The organism is Ruminiclostridium herbifermentans (assembly GCF_005473905.2).
GTDB lineage: Bacteria > Bacillota > Clostridia > Acetivibrionales > DSM-1351 > Ruminiclostridium > Ruminiclostridium herbifermentans.
The window spans coordinates 187691-205592 of record NZ_CP061336.1 but is presented as its reverse complement, the minus strand read 5'-3'; the positions used below and the strand labels follow the sequence as shown (position 1 = coordinate 205592).

The following is a 17902-nucleotide window of genomic DNA, read 5'->3' as shown; positions in this document are numbered from 1 at the left end:
CCTTTTACTATCCTTATATAATTTTAAAGGAATAGAATTAAAAAATAAGTGGAGAAAAATTAAAAAAAATTAAATATTTCTCTATAGCAAAATAAGCTTTATTTAAGCAGACCGTCAAAACGACATATCCTCTTAAACAAAGCCTATTATTGTTTTTAATATATTAAAATGGTTTACTATATACGATATTTAACTTACTATAGTATTTATTTTATCGCTTCTCTAATAACTCTTCCCATTTCCTTAGTGCCCACAACAGTAGTTCCTGCTGATGCTATGTCAACCGTTCTATAGCCGTTGTCAAGTACACTAACTACTGCTTTTTCTATAGCACCTGCTTCCTCAGGTAAATCAAAAGAATATCTGAGCATCATTGCTACAGAAAGTATAGTAGCTATTGGATTTGCTTTATCCTGACCTGCAATATCAGGTGCAGAACCATGAATTGGCTCGTATAATCCAAGCTTAGTAGCTCCAAGGCTAGCTGATGGCAACATTCCAATAGAACCTGTAATCATCGAAGCCTCATCAGACAATATATCTCCAAATATATTGCTTGTCAGCACTACATCAAACTGTGCAGGATTTCTAACAAGCTGCATAGCCGCATTGTCTACATACATGTGACTTAGGGCTACCTCAGGATATTCCTTTGCAACCTCTTCTACCACCTGCCTCCAAAATCTTGAACTTTCTAATACATTTGCCTTGTCTACAGACATTAGTCTTTTACCACGCTTCATAGCTGTGTCAAAGCCAACTTTAGCAATTCTCTCTATTTCTGTTCTATTATACATTTCAGTATCATAAGCAGCTTCTACACCATCTGTTTCAAGTCTGCCTCTTTTACCAAAATAAATTCCACCAGTTAACTCACGAATAACCATTATGTCAATTCCATTACTAATTATATCTGATTTCAGCGGAGAAGCATCCTTCAAAGCATTGTAAATAATGGCTGGTCTTAGATTTGCATATAATCCCAAAGCCGCTCTGATACCAAGCAAACCAGCTTCAGGTCTTAGATTTCCAGGAACTGTATCCCATTTAGGCCCACCAACTGCACCCAATAATACAGCATCACTGCTTTTACAAGCATCTATCGTAGACTGTGGGAGTGGAACACCATGTTTGTCTATTGCAATTCCTCCAAGGTCAGCTTCAGTAAGTTCAAAGCTATGCCCATATTTTTTGCCAATTACCTTGAGCACTTCTAAAGCTTCTGAAACTATATCCGGACCTATGCCGTCTCCCGGCAATACTGTAATCTTATAATTCATTTTATCATCTCCATTCTACTTGTGCCAAAAGTCAACACCATATTAAAGACTACAAAAATATAGTTCTTACACTGAATTATTATAGCCTTCAAACAAAAACCAATAATAAATTATTTATTCAGTCTTTCCAATTGAATTTATAGGTGTCTAAACTTATCTATGAAGTGAGTTAAGTACCTTATATACATCAAAAAATTTTGATAAGTTTAGACACCGTAAAAAGTTGGGTTATTTAGCTTGTTTAATATAATTAATCAATCCATCCGCAGAAATTATTTCCTGCATAAACTCTGGGAATGGCTGACCTTGATAGGTTTTACCTGTTGTAAGGTTCTTGATGCTTCCATTGTCGAAATCAACTTCCACCTCATCACCATCACTTATATCTATTGCTGCTTCAGGACATTCAATAATAGGAAGTCCTATATTAATTGCATTTCTATAAAAAATCCTAGCAAAAGTCTCAGCAATAACGCAAGATATCCCTGATGCTTTTATAGAAATTGGAGCATGCTCCCTAGATGAACCGCAGCCAAAATTCTTTCCAGCCACCATTACGTCACCCTTCTGAACTCTTGATGTGAATTTATCATCTAAATCCTCCATACAATGACTTGCCAATTCTGCAGGGTCTGATGTATTTAAATATCTTGCAGGTATAATTACATCTGTATCAACGTTATCTCCATATTTTATAACTTTACCTTTAGCATTCATATTTTTGCCTCCTCACACTTTGTGTAGTTGTTCACTTAGCCAAACTTATTTGTCCAAATCTTCAGGTCCAGCAATTTTTCCTAAAACTGCAGATGCAGCTGCTACAGCAGGGCTTGCTAAGTAAACTTCACTTTCGGGGTGTCCCATACGTCCAACAAAATTTCTGTTTGTAGTAGAAACTGCTCTTTCTCCTTTTGCAAGAATACCCATATGCCCTCCAAGACATGGTCCGCATGTAGGTGTACTTACAGCCGCTCCAGAATCAATGAATATATCAAATAAGCCCTCATTCATAGCTTGTTTCCAAATCTTTTGAGTAGCAGGAATAATGATACAGCGTACATCTTCATGTACCTTTCTTCCCTTCAATACTTCCGCAGCAATTCTCATATCTTCAATTCTTCCATTTGTACATGAACCAATTACTACCTGATTTATTTTAATATCTCCAACATTATCTATTGTACGAGCATTTTCAGGAAGATGCGGGAATGCAACTGTTGGTTTAATAGTATCTAAATCAATTTCATAAACCGCACTATATTCCGCATCCTCATCTGCTTTATAAGCTGTATAACTTCTTGTTGAATGTTCTTTTACATATTCTATAGTCTTTTCATCTACTTCAAATATACCATTTTTAGCACCTGCCTCAATTGCCATGTTAGCAATTGTAAACCTATCATCCATAGAAAGTTCACGGCAGCCGTCACCAGTAAACTCCATTGATTTATATAGTGCTCCGTCTACTCCTATCATTCCAATAATGTGAAGAATTACATCTTTTCCTCCAACCCATTTGCGAGGTTTTCCCTTCAACACAAATTTTATTGCCTCAGGAACCTTGAACCATGCTTCTCCAGTTGCCATTCCTGCTGCCATATCAGTGCTTCCAATTCCTGTAGAAAATGCACCCAATGCACCATAGGTACAAGTGTGCGAATCTGCTCCAATAACTACATCTCCTGGCACAACAAGTCCCTTTTCAGGAAGCAGTGCATGTTCTACACCCATTTGTCCAACTTCAAAAAAGTTTACAATTCCCATTCTCTTTGAAAACTCTCTGCAAAGCTTTACCTGCTCTGCTGACTTTATGTCTTTATTTGGTGTAAAGTGGTCAGGAACTATTGCAATCTTATTTATATCAAACACCTTATCCAGTCCTATTTTATCAAATTCCTTAATAGCCACTGGAGTAGTAATATCGTTTCCTAAAACCATATCTAGTTTTGCTTTAATAAGTTGTCCTGCCCTAACCGATCCCATCCCTGCGTGAGCCGCAAGAATTTTTTGTGTCATCGTCATTCCCATATAAAACGCCTCCTTATTCTGTTAAGTCTTACATAAGTGCTATAAGAATACTATCAATCATATAAAAACTTATTATATTAATATTTTTATTTTGCAAAAGTTCTACGATTTAGCAGAAGCTTGTGCTTCCTTTGAATCTGAAATCACTATTACTGGTCTTGCAGCTATGCTATTTGATATTTTCAAATTGTTATTCAGCACTGACCTATAATAATATACAAATCACAACCAATCTGGTTTGCTAACATTGTTTTTTCAATATTATTTCGAACTTTGCTCCATTGCCGCAAATGTGGCTATTTAAAATGTAGTTACAAATTTAATATAATAATGTAATAAGAAACACCTTTTAGCATTGTCTTGTTGCAATTATATATCAATACTAAAAAGTGTTCTTCCTGTTATTTACCGTTATTTTTATTAATTTTGAATGTTTTTTGACGTATTTCTATACTGCATAGGAGTCATTTTCATCTGCTTTTTGAATATATCATTGAATCTCTGCTGGTTTGAAAATCCAACGCTGTGTGCTATATCTGCCACTTTTAAATCAGTTTCCTCAAGCAGTTCACAAGAACGTTTAATTCTAATATTTAAGAGATACTGCATTGGACTAAAACCTGTTTCTTCCTTAAATGCTCTTGTAAAGTAACTTGGGCTAAGAAAAACATACCTCGCTATATCAGTAATAGATATTTCTCTTTCATAATTATTTTGAACAAATTGTATAGCTGATTGTATAAGTTCCTTTATTTTGGGGCTTTTATTTTTGATGCTATTTTCCCATTCAGCCTTCAATGCTCTAGATATGAGCACAAATAATTCCATCAGCATTAAATAATTAAGCAACTCACTACCTAGCTGATCACTTGCTTTTTCCTTCAATATTCTATTTAGCAGCCCTATAATATCATTTTTTTGACTTACCTTAAGATTTATAAATGCTCCTGAAGCTTTACCGCTTACATAGTTAATAAAATCAGCCAGTGAAGTCTCTGATAAATCTTTGTGAGCCTTATTTACAAACTTAAAATATAATACAATGAAGTCACAGCCATGATCTGACTTTGCAGTCAGTTGATGATGCTGATGAGGCTTAATTATAACTATATCATTTGACCCAACTTCAAGACTCTGATCTCCAATTTCGAACAAGCCTTCACCCGACTTAATGTAAACCATCTCAAATGTTTCGTGAATGCTAAGTCCCTTTGTCCAACGTGTATCACGATAGCGCTCAATAGACTTCATGCTTGTAATTGGTATGAAACTTGCCGAGTCTAAAATACCCTCCCATGACTTTGGTAAAGTTGTTGATTCCAACTAGAACTTAACCCCCTTTAGTTCTTATTCTTTGCTCAAACTCCGCACATAAAAGATCTATCGGTGCGGTAGAATTGCCAACAGCTTGTTATGCAGCGAACCTACTTATATTATATAATTATTTGCTTTTCACTTTATAATGCTGCACACCTTGTATTACTTGGCTTTATGCAGTATATTCCACTTAAAGTTTGAGTTCTTTATTTCTACTTTTAAACTAATTAATCTTTAAAACACATCTGTTTATTTGGGCTTTCTAAATACCATAGGTCTACTGCTTTTTGCTCCGTCTGATGATGCTTTGCCCTTTGAACCACTATTAGCTGTTGGCTTTCCATTAGAACTGCGGTTTGCTGATGCTTTGCTGTTAGATTTGTTACTTGTCAACAACTTGTCACTTTTGCTCTTGCCATAGCTCTCTAATTGCTGCTCCCATACACCTTGCTTGAAATTTTCCGTTCCTTTTCTATCTGTAGGTGTAGCTTTTCTGCTGTTATTCTGTCTTTTCGCCACAGCTTGCTTTTCTTCTCGTTCATATTTTTTTAATGACTTGGTCTTATAATCGCCTTCAAATCTAAGCTTTTCATTATAATGAGTACTTGATTGTCCTTCAATAGATTTTTTTCTACTTTCTGATTTTCCATTACCATCTATTTTATGCTTAGAACTAGATTTGCTAAATGTCTTGCCTCTATTTGCTCCTGCAGCTTTAGAAGCATTCTTATTTTTTATACCCTTTTTATAATCAATAATAACACCATTTTTCATTGACTTAGGTGTTATTGTTATTTGAAGTTCTCTTTCATACTGCTTTATAAACTCAATCTCTTTTTCAGTCACAATAGATATTGTCATACCTGATTTGCCATTTCTTCCAGTCCTTCCGGCTCTATGCAGGTATTCCATGGAACGTTCTGGTATATCTAAATTAATTATATGCGTTACCCCTTCAATATCAAGTCCCCTGGCTGCAATATCTGTTGCAACTAATATCTGCAGCTTTCCTGACTTGAAGTTGTCCATTACCTTTTTTCTATCCATCTTTACATTTGAGCCATGTATGCTGTCAGCATTTATTTTGTGGTATTTTAGCTTTTCAGCAGCCTCTTCAATGTCATAACCGCTTCCGCAAAATGCAATTGCTTTTTTCGGATTTAACATTCTGATAACCTTTCTCATTACTTCTATTTTGTCACGCTGCTCTGCCACAAAATAGATATGCTCAATTGTATCAGGAATCTGCATCTTTGGAGTGCTTTTTATCAATAAGGGTTCCTTCATAAACTGCTTGGCCCGTTCAATTGTACGGGCAGATATACTGGCAGAGCAAATAACTACCTGCCTCTCCTTTAGTGTCGTCTTAATTACAGCTTTTGTCCCTTCAATGTAGCTGTCATCAAGCAACCTATCAGCTTCATCTATAATAATGGTTTTTATTGTATGTGCAGAAATTTTCTTTTTCTGAATTAATTCAAGTATTCTTCCTGCAGTTCCTACAATTATATGGGGTTTAAGCTTAAGCTTTTCAATTTGCCTCTGTATATTTACATCACCGATAATAGGCGTAGATGTTGCTTTTAAGTCCGAATTCTGAGACAGCATCTCTATCTGTCTTTCAACTTGTATAGCCAATTCATGGGTAGGCACAAGTATAATTGCCTGCATTTCCTTTTTCTGCGTGTCTATTTTTTCGAAGAGAGGCAGCAAATATGCAAGAGTTTTCCCAGTACCTGTTTCCGACTGAATTATCAAATCCTTATTATTCTGTGCCTCTGGTATTACCTTGGACTGAATCTCGGTAGGCACTGTTATATTAACCTTCTTAAGTGCATCAACCAGCGACTTATTTAGTTCCATACTTTCAAATAATTGTTCCATTTATTCTCCTTTGTTTTTGCCAATTTTGCTTTTTTCTATTTTATCAGCTAATTCATATAAGTATGTCCAGCGTTCCATTGAATATTCCAGTTGTTCCTCCAATTGCTGCTGTTTTGCCAATAACTCTTGAAGCTTTTCAAAATCGCTAGATGCCTTATCAATCTCTTCTTGTATCTTTTTTAACTGGCTTTCCTGATTTGCTATAATACTATCTATTTCTTCAAATTCCTTTTGTTCTTTAAAAGTAAACTTAAGCGGTCTCTCTTTCTGTCCATGTCTATCAACTTTGTTTTGTGAGTTACTGTCCTGCTTAACGTCAGCAGTTTTTTTAGGTATTTCCTCTGATTGGACTTGGTTCATCACATACTCACGATAATCTGAATAATTTCCGGAATATTTTTTTATATTTCCGTCACCTTCAAAGGAAAATATCTTTGTTGCTATTCTATCTAAGAAGTATCTATCATGGGATACAGCTATTACTGCTCCTGAAAATTCATCAAGATAACTCTCTAATATAGTCAAGGTCTGAATATCTAAATCATTTGTAGGCTCGTCTAATAACAGAATATTAGGTGCTCCCATAAGAATTTTCAGCAGATACAACCTTCTTTTCTCTCCACCTGAAAGCTTTGATATAGGTGTCCACTGAACATTAGGCGGAAATAAAAATCTCTCCAACATCTGAGATGCGCTAATACTTCCGTTCTTTGTTTCGATATTTTCAGCAACCTGCTTGATGTAATCTATAACTCTAAGATTTTGATCCATGTCCACATTTTCTTGAGTGAAAAATCCAATCTTAACCGTATCCCCAACTTCAACCTTACCCTTATCAGGCTTAATTTGACCTGTAATTATTCCAAGTAGTGTTGATTTACCTATTCCGTTTTTCCCAATTATACCTATTCTGTCATCTCTTAGCAGTATATAACTAAAATCATTTATAACCCTATTTTCACCATAAGCCTTTTGTATGTTTTCAATCTCTATAATTTTTCTTCCTAATCTTGAAGCTCCCACTTGAATTTCTACATTGTCATCCTGTATTGGCGATTCAATTTCCTGTAATTTTTCAAATCTCTCTATTCGAGCCTTTTGCTTTGTAGAACGAGCTTGAGCACCTCTCCTTATCCATTCAAGTTCATTTCGGAGTAAATTCTGACGTTTTCTTTCAGATGCTTGCATAAGTTCTTCGCGCTCGGCCTTCATCTCAAGAAACTTACTATAATTAGCTTGATAACTGTATAGCTTTCCATGGTCAAGTTCAATAATCCTATTTGCGACTCTTTCAAGGAAATATCTATCATGGGTTACCATAAGAAGAGCACCTTTTCTGGTGTTTAAGTATTTTTCCAGCCAATCTACAGAGTCATTGTCAATATGGTTGGTAGGTTCATCTAATATTAGTAATTCTGTTGGATTAATCAACGCTCCAGCCATTGCTATACGCTTTCTCTGACCTCCTGACAGCGTTGCCACATCAGCATTAAAATCATCTATACCTAATTTTGTAAGAATGGTTTTTGCTTCGCTTTCTATTGACCACGCATTTAAACTGTCCATCTTGTTCATTAATCCTAATAATTGCTTTTGCAAATTACTATCTTCTGGGTTTTGTTCGCTCTTTCTTAGCACAAGCTGGTACTCACGTAGTAGCTGCATAATAGGCGTAGGTCCTGCAAAAACTTGTTCAAGCACAGTTGTCCCAGGTTCAAAGGAAGGACTCTGTTCAAGATAACCTATTCTTACACTATTCCCTTTTATTATTCTTCCTGTGTCAGTATTCTCTAACCCTGCAAGAACCTTTAACAAAGTACTTTTTCCTGTTCCATTTATACCAATGAGACCTATTTTGTCCCCATCACTAATTCCTAATGATATATTATTAAATAGAATTTTTTCACTATAACTCTTTGAAATGTCTTCCGCAGATAAAATATTCAATTTACAATTATGTTCACGCCTCCATCACATGGGGCATGAACCTGCTCCCCCTTTTCAATTTATTAAATTATTTTTGTCAGCTAGTCTTTATAGTTTCGAATAAACAACTTTCCATTGATAAGTTTAAACACCTTCAGTTTTCAACTAAGAAATCGGTGTAGAAACCTTATACCATATATTTTCATAAAGTCAAATACTATCGGCTAAGTATCCGATAATATCGGACGATTTTTTTGGTCTATGCTTAAAAAGTCTCCACAATATATTATCAATTATATCATTTATACTGTATAAAAGCTTCAAAATTATAGCATGTAAATTACTAAACATTAAAATATTATCTCTTATGCCTCTTAGCATATCCGCACTTTTTACATAGTTCTTCAACTGCAGTCCTTGCGGTAAAGCCAGCATATATTTTTTTTGCTCTTTCGGAATTTAATATATTACTAAGAGTATCATTAAAAATATTGCCTAAAGGAATATTCCCTTCGTTATCTAAGCAACATGGCACAACTGTACCATCAACCAGAATCCCAAACTGATCTCGCAGGCCATAGCAAAATACTCCTTCATCAATTATTTCACTATCCATATCAGGCCATTCAAATTTTTGTGCTAAATGTAAAAAAAGCTTGTCCTGCAACTTAATGTTATTACTTTGCCTCAAAGCAGCTTGCAGACTATAGTCTATATTAAAAGTTCGTTCTATAATATCAAATATATGTGAATTCAATTTGTTGCAGGCAATGATTCCTTCGCTATCTCCATTCCAAAGTCTCAGTTCACAAATTATACCCATTTTACTTGCCTCTTTTGCAAAATTAATTGTATCATCCAAATATTCTTGCATATCTAACTGAGTATCATTTGCTTCAAAGCTGTGCAGAGAAATACTCACCTTCCTAAGTGCCGGCGCATTAAGCAATATGTCGGTATTCTTTTTTAGCAACGTTCCGTTTGTAGTTAAATTCACCTGAAGACCAGTGTTTTTACAAATCTCAAGAAAATCTTCCAGTTCCGGATTGAGTAGCGGTTCTCCCATCAAATGAAAATATATATAATCTGTAAATGGTCTCACTTGAGATATAACATGTAAAAATTCTTGTTTTTTCATATATTTTAACTGCCTTTTTGTAGAAGGACAAAAATTACAGTTTAAATTACAAATATTTGTTATCTCAATATAAACCTTTTTGTATTTTTCCTTTTTATGATTTTTCATTGCAGCTCCCTGTCTATATAATGTGGCTATAACAATTTAATTTTCCGCTTATAAGGTGATTCCATGTTATTAACTAATGATATTTTACACTAAAATAGTTTTATTGGATATTAGAATAATTATCTATGAAGAACCGATACTAATTCAACAAATATCTTGTAAGTAGCCATTTATATAAGTTAGTACGAAAGTACAAGTAGACCAATACTATAATTTTACTCTGCAAGTTCAATAAAAAAGCACAACGCGTTATTTTATTTCGTTGTGCTTTTCTATTTGTTTTGAACCATGTTTGCTTGCAAAAATTACTTATTGCTTATTACTTGTACGCGAGTACAACTTATATAAATGGGATACTTGATTAAAGATATTTGTTTGAAGTACTATATAGTTTTATTTCTTCCTTTCAACTTTAGCACCAGCAAAACTAGATAAGCTAGTAGTTCTTTGTGAATAAAGACCTTTTATTTTTATATCTTTGATAAATGCAAATAAGTAAACTCCTTTTTCTATAATATTAGTCTTTTCATTTCCGTTTATAAATACATTACTAGCATCCTCTGAATTTGCCCAATATTGGTTTATAGCCTGATTAATTCTAGATTCTAAAAATGCAGGATTTTCGATGTTCCCCTCACTTATCTGCCCATTACCAGCTTTTATTATATATTTCAGATTTTGCTCAATTGTATGTGTAGCACATAATAACAATTCTTCATCAATACAAAAATTACTGGAATTATAGTTTTCATAGAATACCGTAAGGAATGTTTTTTGGGCCATATCTATATCTATCTTGATTCCATCTAAGCTTCTATTTCCAGTATCTTCTGAAAACCCATCAGCTAATCCCATTATGCTTTGATTTAAATTTAGTTCCTGCACTGCAGCATTTACAGCATAGTCCATTGCTTTAGAAATAGCATTCCTTTTATATGTTAAAATAGAGTAATCTGCAATATTTATTAAAATTATAAAAGCTAAAACTATGGCTCCTAAGCCAATATAAACTATTCCCAAGCCACCCCCAGCCTGACTTTTGTAACATATATGACTATTAATCCAGTTGTTTATTCTTTTCAACCCTGCAAATGGCCTTTGCCTTATAAAAAAGCTTATCATCTTCTGCTTTGCCCTCCATTTTAGAAAAATTGGCTTCTGCCTCAGACTGGATATATATGCTGAATATTTCACCTCTATCAAGTACATCTCCCAAATTATAAGAACTAAGGCTTGCAAGTGTTCCATCTGAATCCATTGAACCACATTTTAATATAATGTCCTCATCTTTAAATGAACTTATCTTTTGCAGTTTTGTCATTAATTCTTCTTTATCCTTAACTGTCATTACACCGGTTAACATAACCTTATGTGTAGCACTGTCTATAGCATTTTTTATGTATCTCTGCTTTGTATCAAACTCATAAAAACTAATTGTTTTAAAAAATATAATTGCAATTAGCGGAATGATTATTATAAATGCATATACTTTATTCATTATATATGTAAACTCCTTTTTATAGGTGTTTTATAATCTGGAAATGCCATACTTAATGGCAAGCTTTAAGGCAAAAGCTTTTCAAAACAAGACAAATATTCATTAACCTTAAAATACCTACTTTTGGCGTTTGGTTAATCAGAGAAGTAACTCCTTTGTATAAAATATGTTTTAAGACTATATGAAGGAAAAATCTTTGAGGTATAACTCACTTCTACAATACTCTCATAATAGATATAAAATAGATATGGTCATTTATTGGTATTAGTGATGCGGAAATAAACCAAATAAGTTAAATCAAATTATGTTTAGTTTATGTGAAAATTTATTAGAACTTAAAGAAAATACGCTATGTCCTTTTGCCCAGTTAAAAATTTGAATAAGTTCAAATTTTTAATTTATTCAAATTATTGAATTTATGCCTTTTATTAATTAGCTGTAATATTGTCATTTAGTAGCTTAACAGTATCGAATACTTCACCGCCAGTGTCAGAAATAAGCTCTGATACTGGAAGAACTGTACCAATTACAAGTGCAACACATATTGCAAACATAATAATCGCAATAATTATATTCTTCATTTTTTATTTTGATAGACAATTAAAAATTGTAAATACTCTCCTTCCTTGTTTTTTGATTAGAATCACAGCATGCTGTCGTTGTAACCATTGAATTTTTAGAACTTAAAATTGAAATAGAACTTTCTTAATTTTTACTATCTAATGGTACTGCTTAAAGAATTAATTTGTGTATCTATTGTGTCTATCTGTGCTTCTGCCTTAACTCCATTTTCTCTTCCGTGTTCTGCAAGAGGTATGATAACTGAAATTAGTAGTGCCATTGCTATAGCAAACATGGCTATTGAAATAATAATTTTTTTCATTTTTGTAATTCTCCTTTTAATTTTATAATGTGTCTTTACTTTACCGCTCACTTTATCAACTGTCCTACTCTTGTAATTACCGACTGACCCTTTAAAACAGCACTACCTCCAGTACTCTCTCCACGCTCAAATATAGGAATAACAACTCCAATAATAAGAGCCAGTCCAACAGATAACATTGATATTGCAATAATTATTTGCTTCATCCTTTCACTCTCCATTCTAAAAATTAAATTTTGAATTATATAAATTCGAATGCTTTGTAAACAATGTTCAGCATTGGATCAAGCATTAATCTTGCTAATTCATATACAATAGGAACTATACTTAAAAAGGCCACCAAATCAATAAAATCAATGCTTTCTTCAGCTGTAATAATCATCTGCTCATCTCTTTCCATTGTTTCTCTATCCAATATCTGAATTGCTAGTTCTTTATCTGACATACTGTATATTTCCAGAATATTAGCCATCTTTGACAATCCTTTTATATTTCTGCTCTTTAAATAATCAAAAGCGCTCCTCTTATCGAATTGAAACATAACAGCAAACTCATTCATGTATTTAGAAAATATTTTAGAGGATTTCGCTAATTCATTAATTATATCTATAGTTTTTATGCCATCTACTCTTGCCAGAAGTTCAAAAATATACTCTAGCTTAATTATTTCTTTTTTGTATATACAGCCTCTAATAAGCCACTTAATAATCAGAAAAAGTTCTGGCAGGAAAGTTGATGCAATGATAAGCATTATATAATATTCTTTAAAAGCACTTATTTTATCTATTTCTGACCATGACTTCAAAAACCAATCTGTTGTTTCTTGAAGAATTTGCACATCCTCAGTATTTAAATATTCCGACATCTTATCTGCAACTAAGTTATATTTTTCTGCACTAGTTGCCTTAGTCAGCTTCTCTTCACCTACACTATCTAATATCCTCTTGTATAGTTGGTATTTCTCTGGGTCATATGAATTATCTTGGAAGATAGCACTTTTTTCAGTTCCTGAAAATGCTGTAAGTAGCTTTATTTGATTAATTTTGTTGGTATAGCCCATTACAATTACTAAAAGTGTACACAAGAAAAGACATCCTATTTTTAAAAAGTAAAATTGCTGCAGGCTGATTCCAGACTCGCTTAGTTCTATTATTTTTAATATAAATTTATTTAGGAAGAACTCTTTATTCCTTGTCAGATATGTTAATAATTTACCTATTAGTCCTTTCTGCGTAATTCTTTCTACCAAATTCAGTGCTTCATGATATTTTTTAGTTTTTGAATCTTTTAAGCTTTTACTTGGCTTAAAATTTTTTATAACAACTCCAGATACAATCATAGTCAGTCCTATTGCAATTAATATTACCGTAATAATTTCAATCATAATACACCCATGCACTGCCCCCAGCATATAAATTCAATTGAGTCTTGCATAGATTTCCTCACCTTCCTTTCATGTCATTCTATAGTTCTTATCTTCAATATGCTTGTTAGTATAAAATTCGCAGAACATTTTTCAGGAAGTAATAGCATACTAACTTCATTCTATTAATAACAATCTTACATTCTTCTCAGAGTTCTCACGATTACTAATGCCATTACTGAAAATATCATTACTTTTGTAAATGCAGCAGTTGTATCATAGTAAGACCAAGCACTAAGCCCTAAAAGCATTTTATTAAGTAATATAATTGCCGGAAGGCTGAAAATACTTGTAAGTATTACAAAAACTTCATACCATATGAGTCTTTTATTTTTCTTCTTTTCAATATTATTGTATCTTGTAATACTTCTGCTCAACTTATAAAGCTGTGCAATAAGCTCCCCACCATTTTTCCTATAATTTAAAATAAGCAAAACAAATATATTGAACCAAGTGTCATTAACTTTATCTCTGATTGTACATAGGCTTTCGTTTAAATCACTGCTGTCTGATGCTCTTAGAATTATCCTTCCTAAAGCTTTATTTGTTCTCTTACCACATTCTTGCAGCGCAGGCCTAATCCTATAATTCATCATAAAGGAACTACGAAAGCTATCAATAAGTAACGGAATTTTTAATCTAATATTATATTTCATATAGTCTACTACCAATGTAAATATGTAATAGGGCAGCATTATGCAAAGAGACAAAGCAAAAAACCTTGTATACCAAAGATTCAGTCCTCCGCTTATCAATAAATATAAGAGAACTCCTGAGAAAGGCAGCACTATCGATAAAAGAGCAACTATACCTCGCTGCATAACGGTCTCCAACATAAAATAGGAAATTGATTCACTAAGCTTGTTAGAGAGTACTTTTAGTGGGAACCTATTTGTAATAAATTCAATATATTTTATATATCTATGAATATTAGCTAATCTTAACTGCTTTTTATTTTTTGAAAATGACTTTTTATATATAGAAACATATAATCCTAATAAAATCAGAAATGCGCCAACTAAAACCATTGACAGGTAAAGCTTATTGCTTAATATAGCATCTTGCAGCTGAAAAATATATGATATTATTTGTTGAGGTATGTTCTTGAGAAAGGTTTCTGTATGTATGGTATTGAAAATACTTTTTTCAATACCATCTGAAATATTTTGAGTTACATTTTTCATGAATTATTTCTCCTACTAAAAAACTAGAGTCTTATTTAATGATACCTTTTCTATTGTATTGCCATTATCGGCTTCTGCTTTCTATTTTTTTCGTTTTGTTCATACTGTTCTAAACAAAATAATTCACGAAGTTCGCATACATCTGCTTGCGTCATTTCATATTCCATGCAGGATGCTATCTGCTCTTTTGATAAACCATCTGGGTTTGACCAGTACTTTCCAGTCTCTTTGTCAAAAACGAAAAGGTCATTTATTCTAAATGACATACTGCTTTCATCAGCCAGAACCTCAGACACTTTATATACATATCTTTGTCCTGTTTCTCTGTCTAGCTTTATATGTACTACTAAATCAACTGCATCTGCTACATCAAACTGAGCTTCTCTAAAATCAGTATAGTATCCTGTCTGCATTAAAAGTTGTCTCAAATCATGGATCATTCTTCTTGTACTAGATGAATGGAAAGTAAATAAACTCCCTCTCGCCTGCCTTAACATTGCCTTTATCATTTCAAAGGCTTCATAAGAATTTCTTACTTCACCGTATATAACAATATCTCGGTTTAACCTAAAAAATATTTCTGTGATATCAGAGGGTTTAAAATTTCTTGTATATTGCAATTCAACAATATTTTTCTGAGGGTAGTTTGAAGAAATGTTTAGTTCGTGAATATTTTCGGCTAGACCAATACTAATGTCTGAGTCTAACTGCTTTATGATTAGTTCATCGGCAGCTGTTGTTTTCCCTGAGCCCTGTTCGCCTATAATTGCCACATTTCTCCTGCCTTTACTAGCAAGCAGTTCGATAATTCTTGAAATTTTATCCTCAACAAAATTATTACGGTATTTTACTAATTGGGCTTTAGACGCAAATAATCGTATATTTACTACATAATATTTGGATAATGGGGGCCTTAAAGCTGTAACTCTCGCACCATTATTTAAAACGGCATTAATCAATGGTGTACCTGCATTCATTTCTTCAAGAGCTGTTGATGTTAACCTATTCTCAATAATTTTTCTATAGTTATCTTCATTTTTAAAAACAAAATTGGGATTGGGAATATGTCTTTTAATTCCATTATATTGAATCCAGATATAATCTCTTCTAGTACATGCTACTTCGTTTAAACGCGAATCAAATATCAATTCATCTAATATTCCATAGCCATATACCTCTTGATATATTATTTGCGTTAGTTTCTGAAGCTTCACATCATACTCATCATTATGGCTAATTGAATATTTGCTTAAATAATTCATTATTTCATAGTCAATTGGCTTGCTAATATAGCGGTTGTCTCCACCAGTATATATATTTTCAAAATAATCTATATGATATTCTTTTATTAGCATATCAATATTATCTGAGTTTATAATTCCTGTCTTTTCAATTAAAAGGAAATATATACTATTTTGCATAAACTCCCTTGCTTGAACACTTCCATCAATAGCCATTAACTTTTGTAGTTGTCTTGATTCCTCTAGATAACCTACTTTACCTTCATGGATATCCATAATCTCGTTAAGTTCATTTATTCTCAGCTCTTCTTCAATACAAGCCATCAGCTCTTTTAGGCACAAATTCTGCAATGTCTTCATGCTCTTTCCCTCCATACCATATCTGCTTTAGTTTTTTTAAAGTGTGTTTTAAATCACAAATGTACCTTACAGATGAATCTTTTACAATTTCATCTTGAGGTAGTAGATTAAGTGACTCTAATATATATCTTGAAATACAATTTATAGAGTCATTGCAGCTGGTTTCATGTTGAGGATATAAGTACAGGCTATTTCTATTTTTCATTTCCTGAAGCTTATCACAGTATTCGAAAGTAAAAATTTTTTTCAATGAATACCTTCGTTTAATGTCACTAACTCTTGGGTAAATATTTCTGTATTTAGACACAATATATATCGTTTTTCTATCATGAGATAACTTTATTCCATCTTTACGATTTAATTTCTTCATACTCTCGTTATCTTGCACAAAAAGTCTCACTATAATATCAGCCCTTTGGATAACAAAGTTCGTTAAATTACTTCCACTTCCAGATACAGTGTCAAATATAATGATATCAAAGCTGTTCTGCAGGCATTTGAATAACTTTTTGTATTCCTCAGTATTTTTTTTGATATATGAATTTGTAGTACGATAGCTTCCTAAAAAATAAATACCATTACTTTGAGGAATTATGCTAAATATTATTTTAGAATTATCCTCTTCAAAAACCTTATGATTAACTAATTCCTCTAATCCTACAGCAGAAAACTCCATTCCAAATAATTCATACAATGCGCTATAATTTAAGTTCAAACAGCAAACCAATATTTTAAAATTGTTTTGTGCTATTTCTTTAATTTTATTTGCTATCAAATATGACACTATTGACTTTCCAGATTTTTTGTCATCTGAACATATAGCTAAAATTTTGCCCATGTGTACCTCCCATCCCATATAAGATTAATACTGTTTTATAGAACTTCAATATATTAATCTTTAATGCTAATATCAGATTTCTGCATTTCATCACAATATAGTTCAAATATTAACTTCCCTGACATAGTTGCAGAGTATATCTTTTGCCGTTCCTCTTCATCAAGAATCAACTCCATATAAGCTGTTTTTGTATTCATTGATGCTTTTGAATCAAGAGAGTTTCCCATTTCGTCCAAAACATCCTCCACTTTTACTTTGTACAGAATTGTTTCAACTATATCACTTGATTCTCTCTTTAGTCTTATGTCAACATAAGAGCCCTTCTTAATCAGATTAGCCAACCTCTCCTCTATGCTCATTGGCAATACAATTATCCTCTCATCATCCTTAAACCAATTACCCTTTGCAACTAAATCGCTATCTCTTATATAATCATTTCTCTTAATTTCTGACTTGGCTCTTTTGCCCATAATTTGACCTATATCTATTGCAATTGAGCTATTTAATGCAGATTTCTGTACATCTTTAATTTTATAATGCTTTTCTTGAATCACAGTTCCTTGAGCAATATCAACAGCTGCTACGGGAACCAATATGTGTTCTTCCAAATCTAGTGGATATTTTTTTAAAAGAAAAGTAAATATTAGTGTATTTAGAATTAAGAATATTCCAAAACATATAAGGGCTGTTTTAATAATTAATCTTTTGCTCATATAAACCTTCTCACCTCATTTAGGGCATAATTATATTTTTTTGTGGAGGTGTCTGACTCCTTCGCTGTTATATCTTCAGCT

16 protein-coding genes and 1 pseudogene are annotated in these 17902 nt (G+C 32.8%); all 17 read right to left on the bottom strand.

From position 1 onward, the window contains the following. Positions 1-206 precede the first annotated feature (206 nt). The 17 genes and pseudogenes from leuB to EHE19_RS00820 all read right to left on the bottom strand — a co-directional run bounded on the left by leuB (position 207) and on the right by EHE19_RS00820 (position 17821). Positions 207-1280: a 3-isopropylmalate dehydrogenase gene (leuB, locus tag EHE19_RS00900; RefSeq protein WP_137697210.1), complete on the bottom strand. Its 1074-nt coding sequence runs from the start codon at positions 1278-1280 to the stop codon at positions 207-209. Between the two features lie 228 nt (positions 1281-1508). Continuing rightward, positions 1509-1997: a 3-isopropylmalate dehydratase small subunit gene (leuD, locus tag EHE19_RS00895; RefSeq protein WP_137697209.1), complete on the bottom strand. Its 489-nt coding sequence runs from the start codon at positions 1995-1997 to the stop codon at positions 1509-1511. 45 nt (positions 1998-2042) lie between these two features. Then, positions 2043-3308 carry a 3-isopropylmalate dehydratase large subunit gene (gene leuC, locus EHE19_RS00890; protein WP_137697208.1) on the bottom strand — a complete coding sequence of 422 codons (1266 nt, stop codon included), beginning with the start codon at positions 3306-3308 and terminating at the stop codon, positions 2043-2045. A 420-nt stretch (positions 3309-3728) separates the two neighbouring features. Next, positions 3729-4631 carry an AraC family transcriptional regulator gene (locus EHE19_RS00885; RefSeq protein WP_137697207.1) on the bottom strand — a complete coding sequence of 301 codons (903 nt, stop codon included), beginning with the start codon at positions 4629-4631 and terminating at the stop codon, positions 3729-3731. 579 nt (positions 4632-5210) lie between these two features. After that, positions 5211-6509, bottom strand: a pseudogene (locus EHE19_RS00880) (DEAD/DEAH box helicase); the annotation flags it as partial. Then, on the bottom strand, positions 6510-8456 hold the full coding sequence (locus EHE19_RS00875) for an ABC-F family ATP-binding cassette domain-containing protein (protein ID WP_137697205.1): 1947 nt from the start codon (positions 8454-8456) through the stop codon (positions 6510-6512). Positions 8457-8793: 337 nt separating this feature from the next. Continuing rightward, positions 8794-9681 carry a radical SAM/SPASM domain-containing protein gene (locus EHE19_RS00870; RefSeq protein ID WP_137697204.1) on the bottom strand — a complete coding sequence of 296 codons (888 nt, stop codon included), beginning with the start codon at positions 9679-9681 and terminating at the stop codon, positions 8794-8796. A gap of 393 nt (positions 9682-10074) precedes the next feature. Beyond that, on the bottom strand, positions 10075-10701 hold the full coding sequence (locus tag EHE19_RS00865; protein ID WP_137697203.1) for a hypothetical protein: 627 nt from the start codon (positions 10699-10701) through the stop codon (positions 10075-10077). Positions 10702-10738: 37 nt separating this feature from the next. After that, a complete protein-coding gene (locus tag EHE19_RS00860; protein WP_137697202.1) occupies positions 10739-11179 on the bottom strand; it encodes a hypothetical protein in 441 nt (146 codons plus the stop codon). Between the two features lie 428 nt (positions 11180-11607). After that, on the bottom strand, positions 11608-11760 hold the full coding sequence (locus tag EHE19_RS00855) for a hypothetical protein (protein ID WP_171003547.1): 153 nt from the start codon (positions 11758-11760) through the stop codon (positions 11608-11610). Between the two features lie 134 nt (positions 11761-11894). Next, complete coding sequence (locus EHE19_RS00850; RefSeq protein WP_137697201.1) at positions 11895-12113, bottom strand: hypothetical protein; 219 nt, start codon at positions 12111-12113, stop codon at positions 11895-11897. Beyond that, positions 12110-12268 (bottom strand): hypothetical protein, encoded by a 159-nt coding sequence (locus EHE19_RS00845; protein ID WP_171003546.1) that lies wholly within the window; start codon positions 12266-12268, stop codon positions 12110-12112. The genes EHE19_RS00850 and EHE19_RS00845 overlap by 4 nt, the downstream gene beginning before the upstream one ends. Positions 12269-12303: 35 nt before the next feature. Then, complete coding sequence (locus EHE19_RS00840) at positions 12304-13446, bottom strand: hypothetical protein (protein WP_137697200.1); 1143 nt, start codon at positions 13444-13446, stop codon at positions 12304-12306. A 176-nt stretch (positions 13447-13622) separates the two neighbouring features. Continuing rightward, the gene (locus tag EHE19_RS00835; RefSeq protein ID WP_244648302.1) at positions 13623-14669 is read right to left on the bottom strand and encodes a type II secretion system protein F; all 1047 of its coding nucleotides are present in this window, start codon (positions 14667-14669) and stop codon (positions 13623-13625) included. 50 nt (positions 14670-14719) lie between these two features. Beyond that, entirely contained in the window at positions 14720-16270 is a 1551-nt protein-coding gene (locus EHE19_RS00830; RefSeq protein WP_137697199.1) for an ATPase, T2SS/T4P/T4SS family, read from the bottom strand. Then, on the bottom strand, positions 16221-17108 hold the full coding sequence (locus EHE19_RS00825; RefSeq protein ID WP_137697198.1) for a P-loop NTPase family protein: 888 nt from the start codon (positions 17106-17108) through the stop codon (positions 16221-16223). The genes EHE19_RS00830 and EHE19_RS00825 overlap by 50 nt, the downstream gene beginning before the upstream one ends. 53 nt (positions 17109-17161) lie before the next feature. Beyond that, the gene (locus EHE19_RS00820; RefSeq protein ID WP_137697197.1) at positions 17162-17821 is read right to left on the bottom strand and encodes an SAF domain-containing protein; all 660 of its coding nucleotides are present in this window, start codon (positions 17819-17821) and stop codon (positions 17162-17164) included. Positions 17822-17902 lie beyond the last annotated feature (81 nt).

What these genes read in the sequence shown, in the direction of transcription:
- EHE19_RS00820 (WP_137697197.1), bottom strand. Translation starts at nt 17,821, where the DNA reads ATGAGCAAAAGATTAATTATTAAAACAGCCCTTATATGTTTTGGAATA.
- EHE19_RS00860 (WP_137697202.1), bottom strand. Translation starts at nt 11,179, where the DNA reads ATGAATAAAGTATATGCATTTATAATAATCATTCCGCTAATTGCAATT.
- EHE19_RS00870 (WP_137697204.1), bottom strand. Translation starts at nt 9,681, where the DNA reads ATGAAAAATCATAAAAAGGAAAAATACAAAAAGGTTTATATTGAGATA.
- EHE19_RS00855 (WP_171003547.1), bottom strand. Translation starts at nt 11,760, where the DNA reads ATGAAGAATATAATTATTGCGATTATTATGTTTGCAATATGTGTTGCA.
- EHE19_RS00845 (WP_171003546.1), bottom strand. Translation starts at nt 12,268, where the DNA reads ATGAAGCAAATAATTATTGCAATATCAATGTTATCTGTTGGACTGGCT.
- EHE19_RS00840 (WP_137697200.1), bottom strand. Translation starts at nt 13,446, where the DNA reads ATGATTGAAATTATTACGGTAATATTAATTGCAATAGGACTGACTATG.
- EHE19_RS00835 (WP_244648302.1), bottom strand. Translation starts at nt 14,669, where the DNA reads ATGAAAAATGTAACTCAAAATATTTCAGATGGTATTGAAAAAAGTATT.
- leuD (WP_137697209.1), bottom strand. Translation starts at nt 1,997, where the DNA reads ATGAATGCTAAAGGTAAAGTTATAAAATATGGAGATAACGTTGATACA.
- leuC (WP_137697208.1), bottom strand. Translation starts at nt 3,308, where the DNA reads ATGGGAATGACGATGACACAAAAAATTCTTGCGGCTCACGCAGGGATG.
- EHE19_RS00825 (WP_137697198.1), bottom strand. Translation starts at nt 17,108, where the DNA reads ATGGGCAAAATTTTAGCTATATGTTCAGATGACAAAAAATCTGGAAAG.
- leuB (WP_137697210.1), bottom strand. Translation starts at nt 1,280, where the DNA reads ATGAATTATAAGATTACAGTATTGCCGGGAGACGGCATAGGTCCGGAT.
- EHE19_RS00830 (WP_137697199.1), bottom strand. Translation starts at nt 16,270, where the DNA reads ATGAAGACATTGCAGAATTTGTGCCTAAAAGAGCTGATGGCTTGTATT.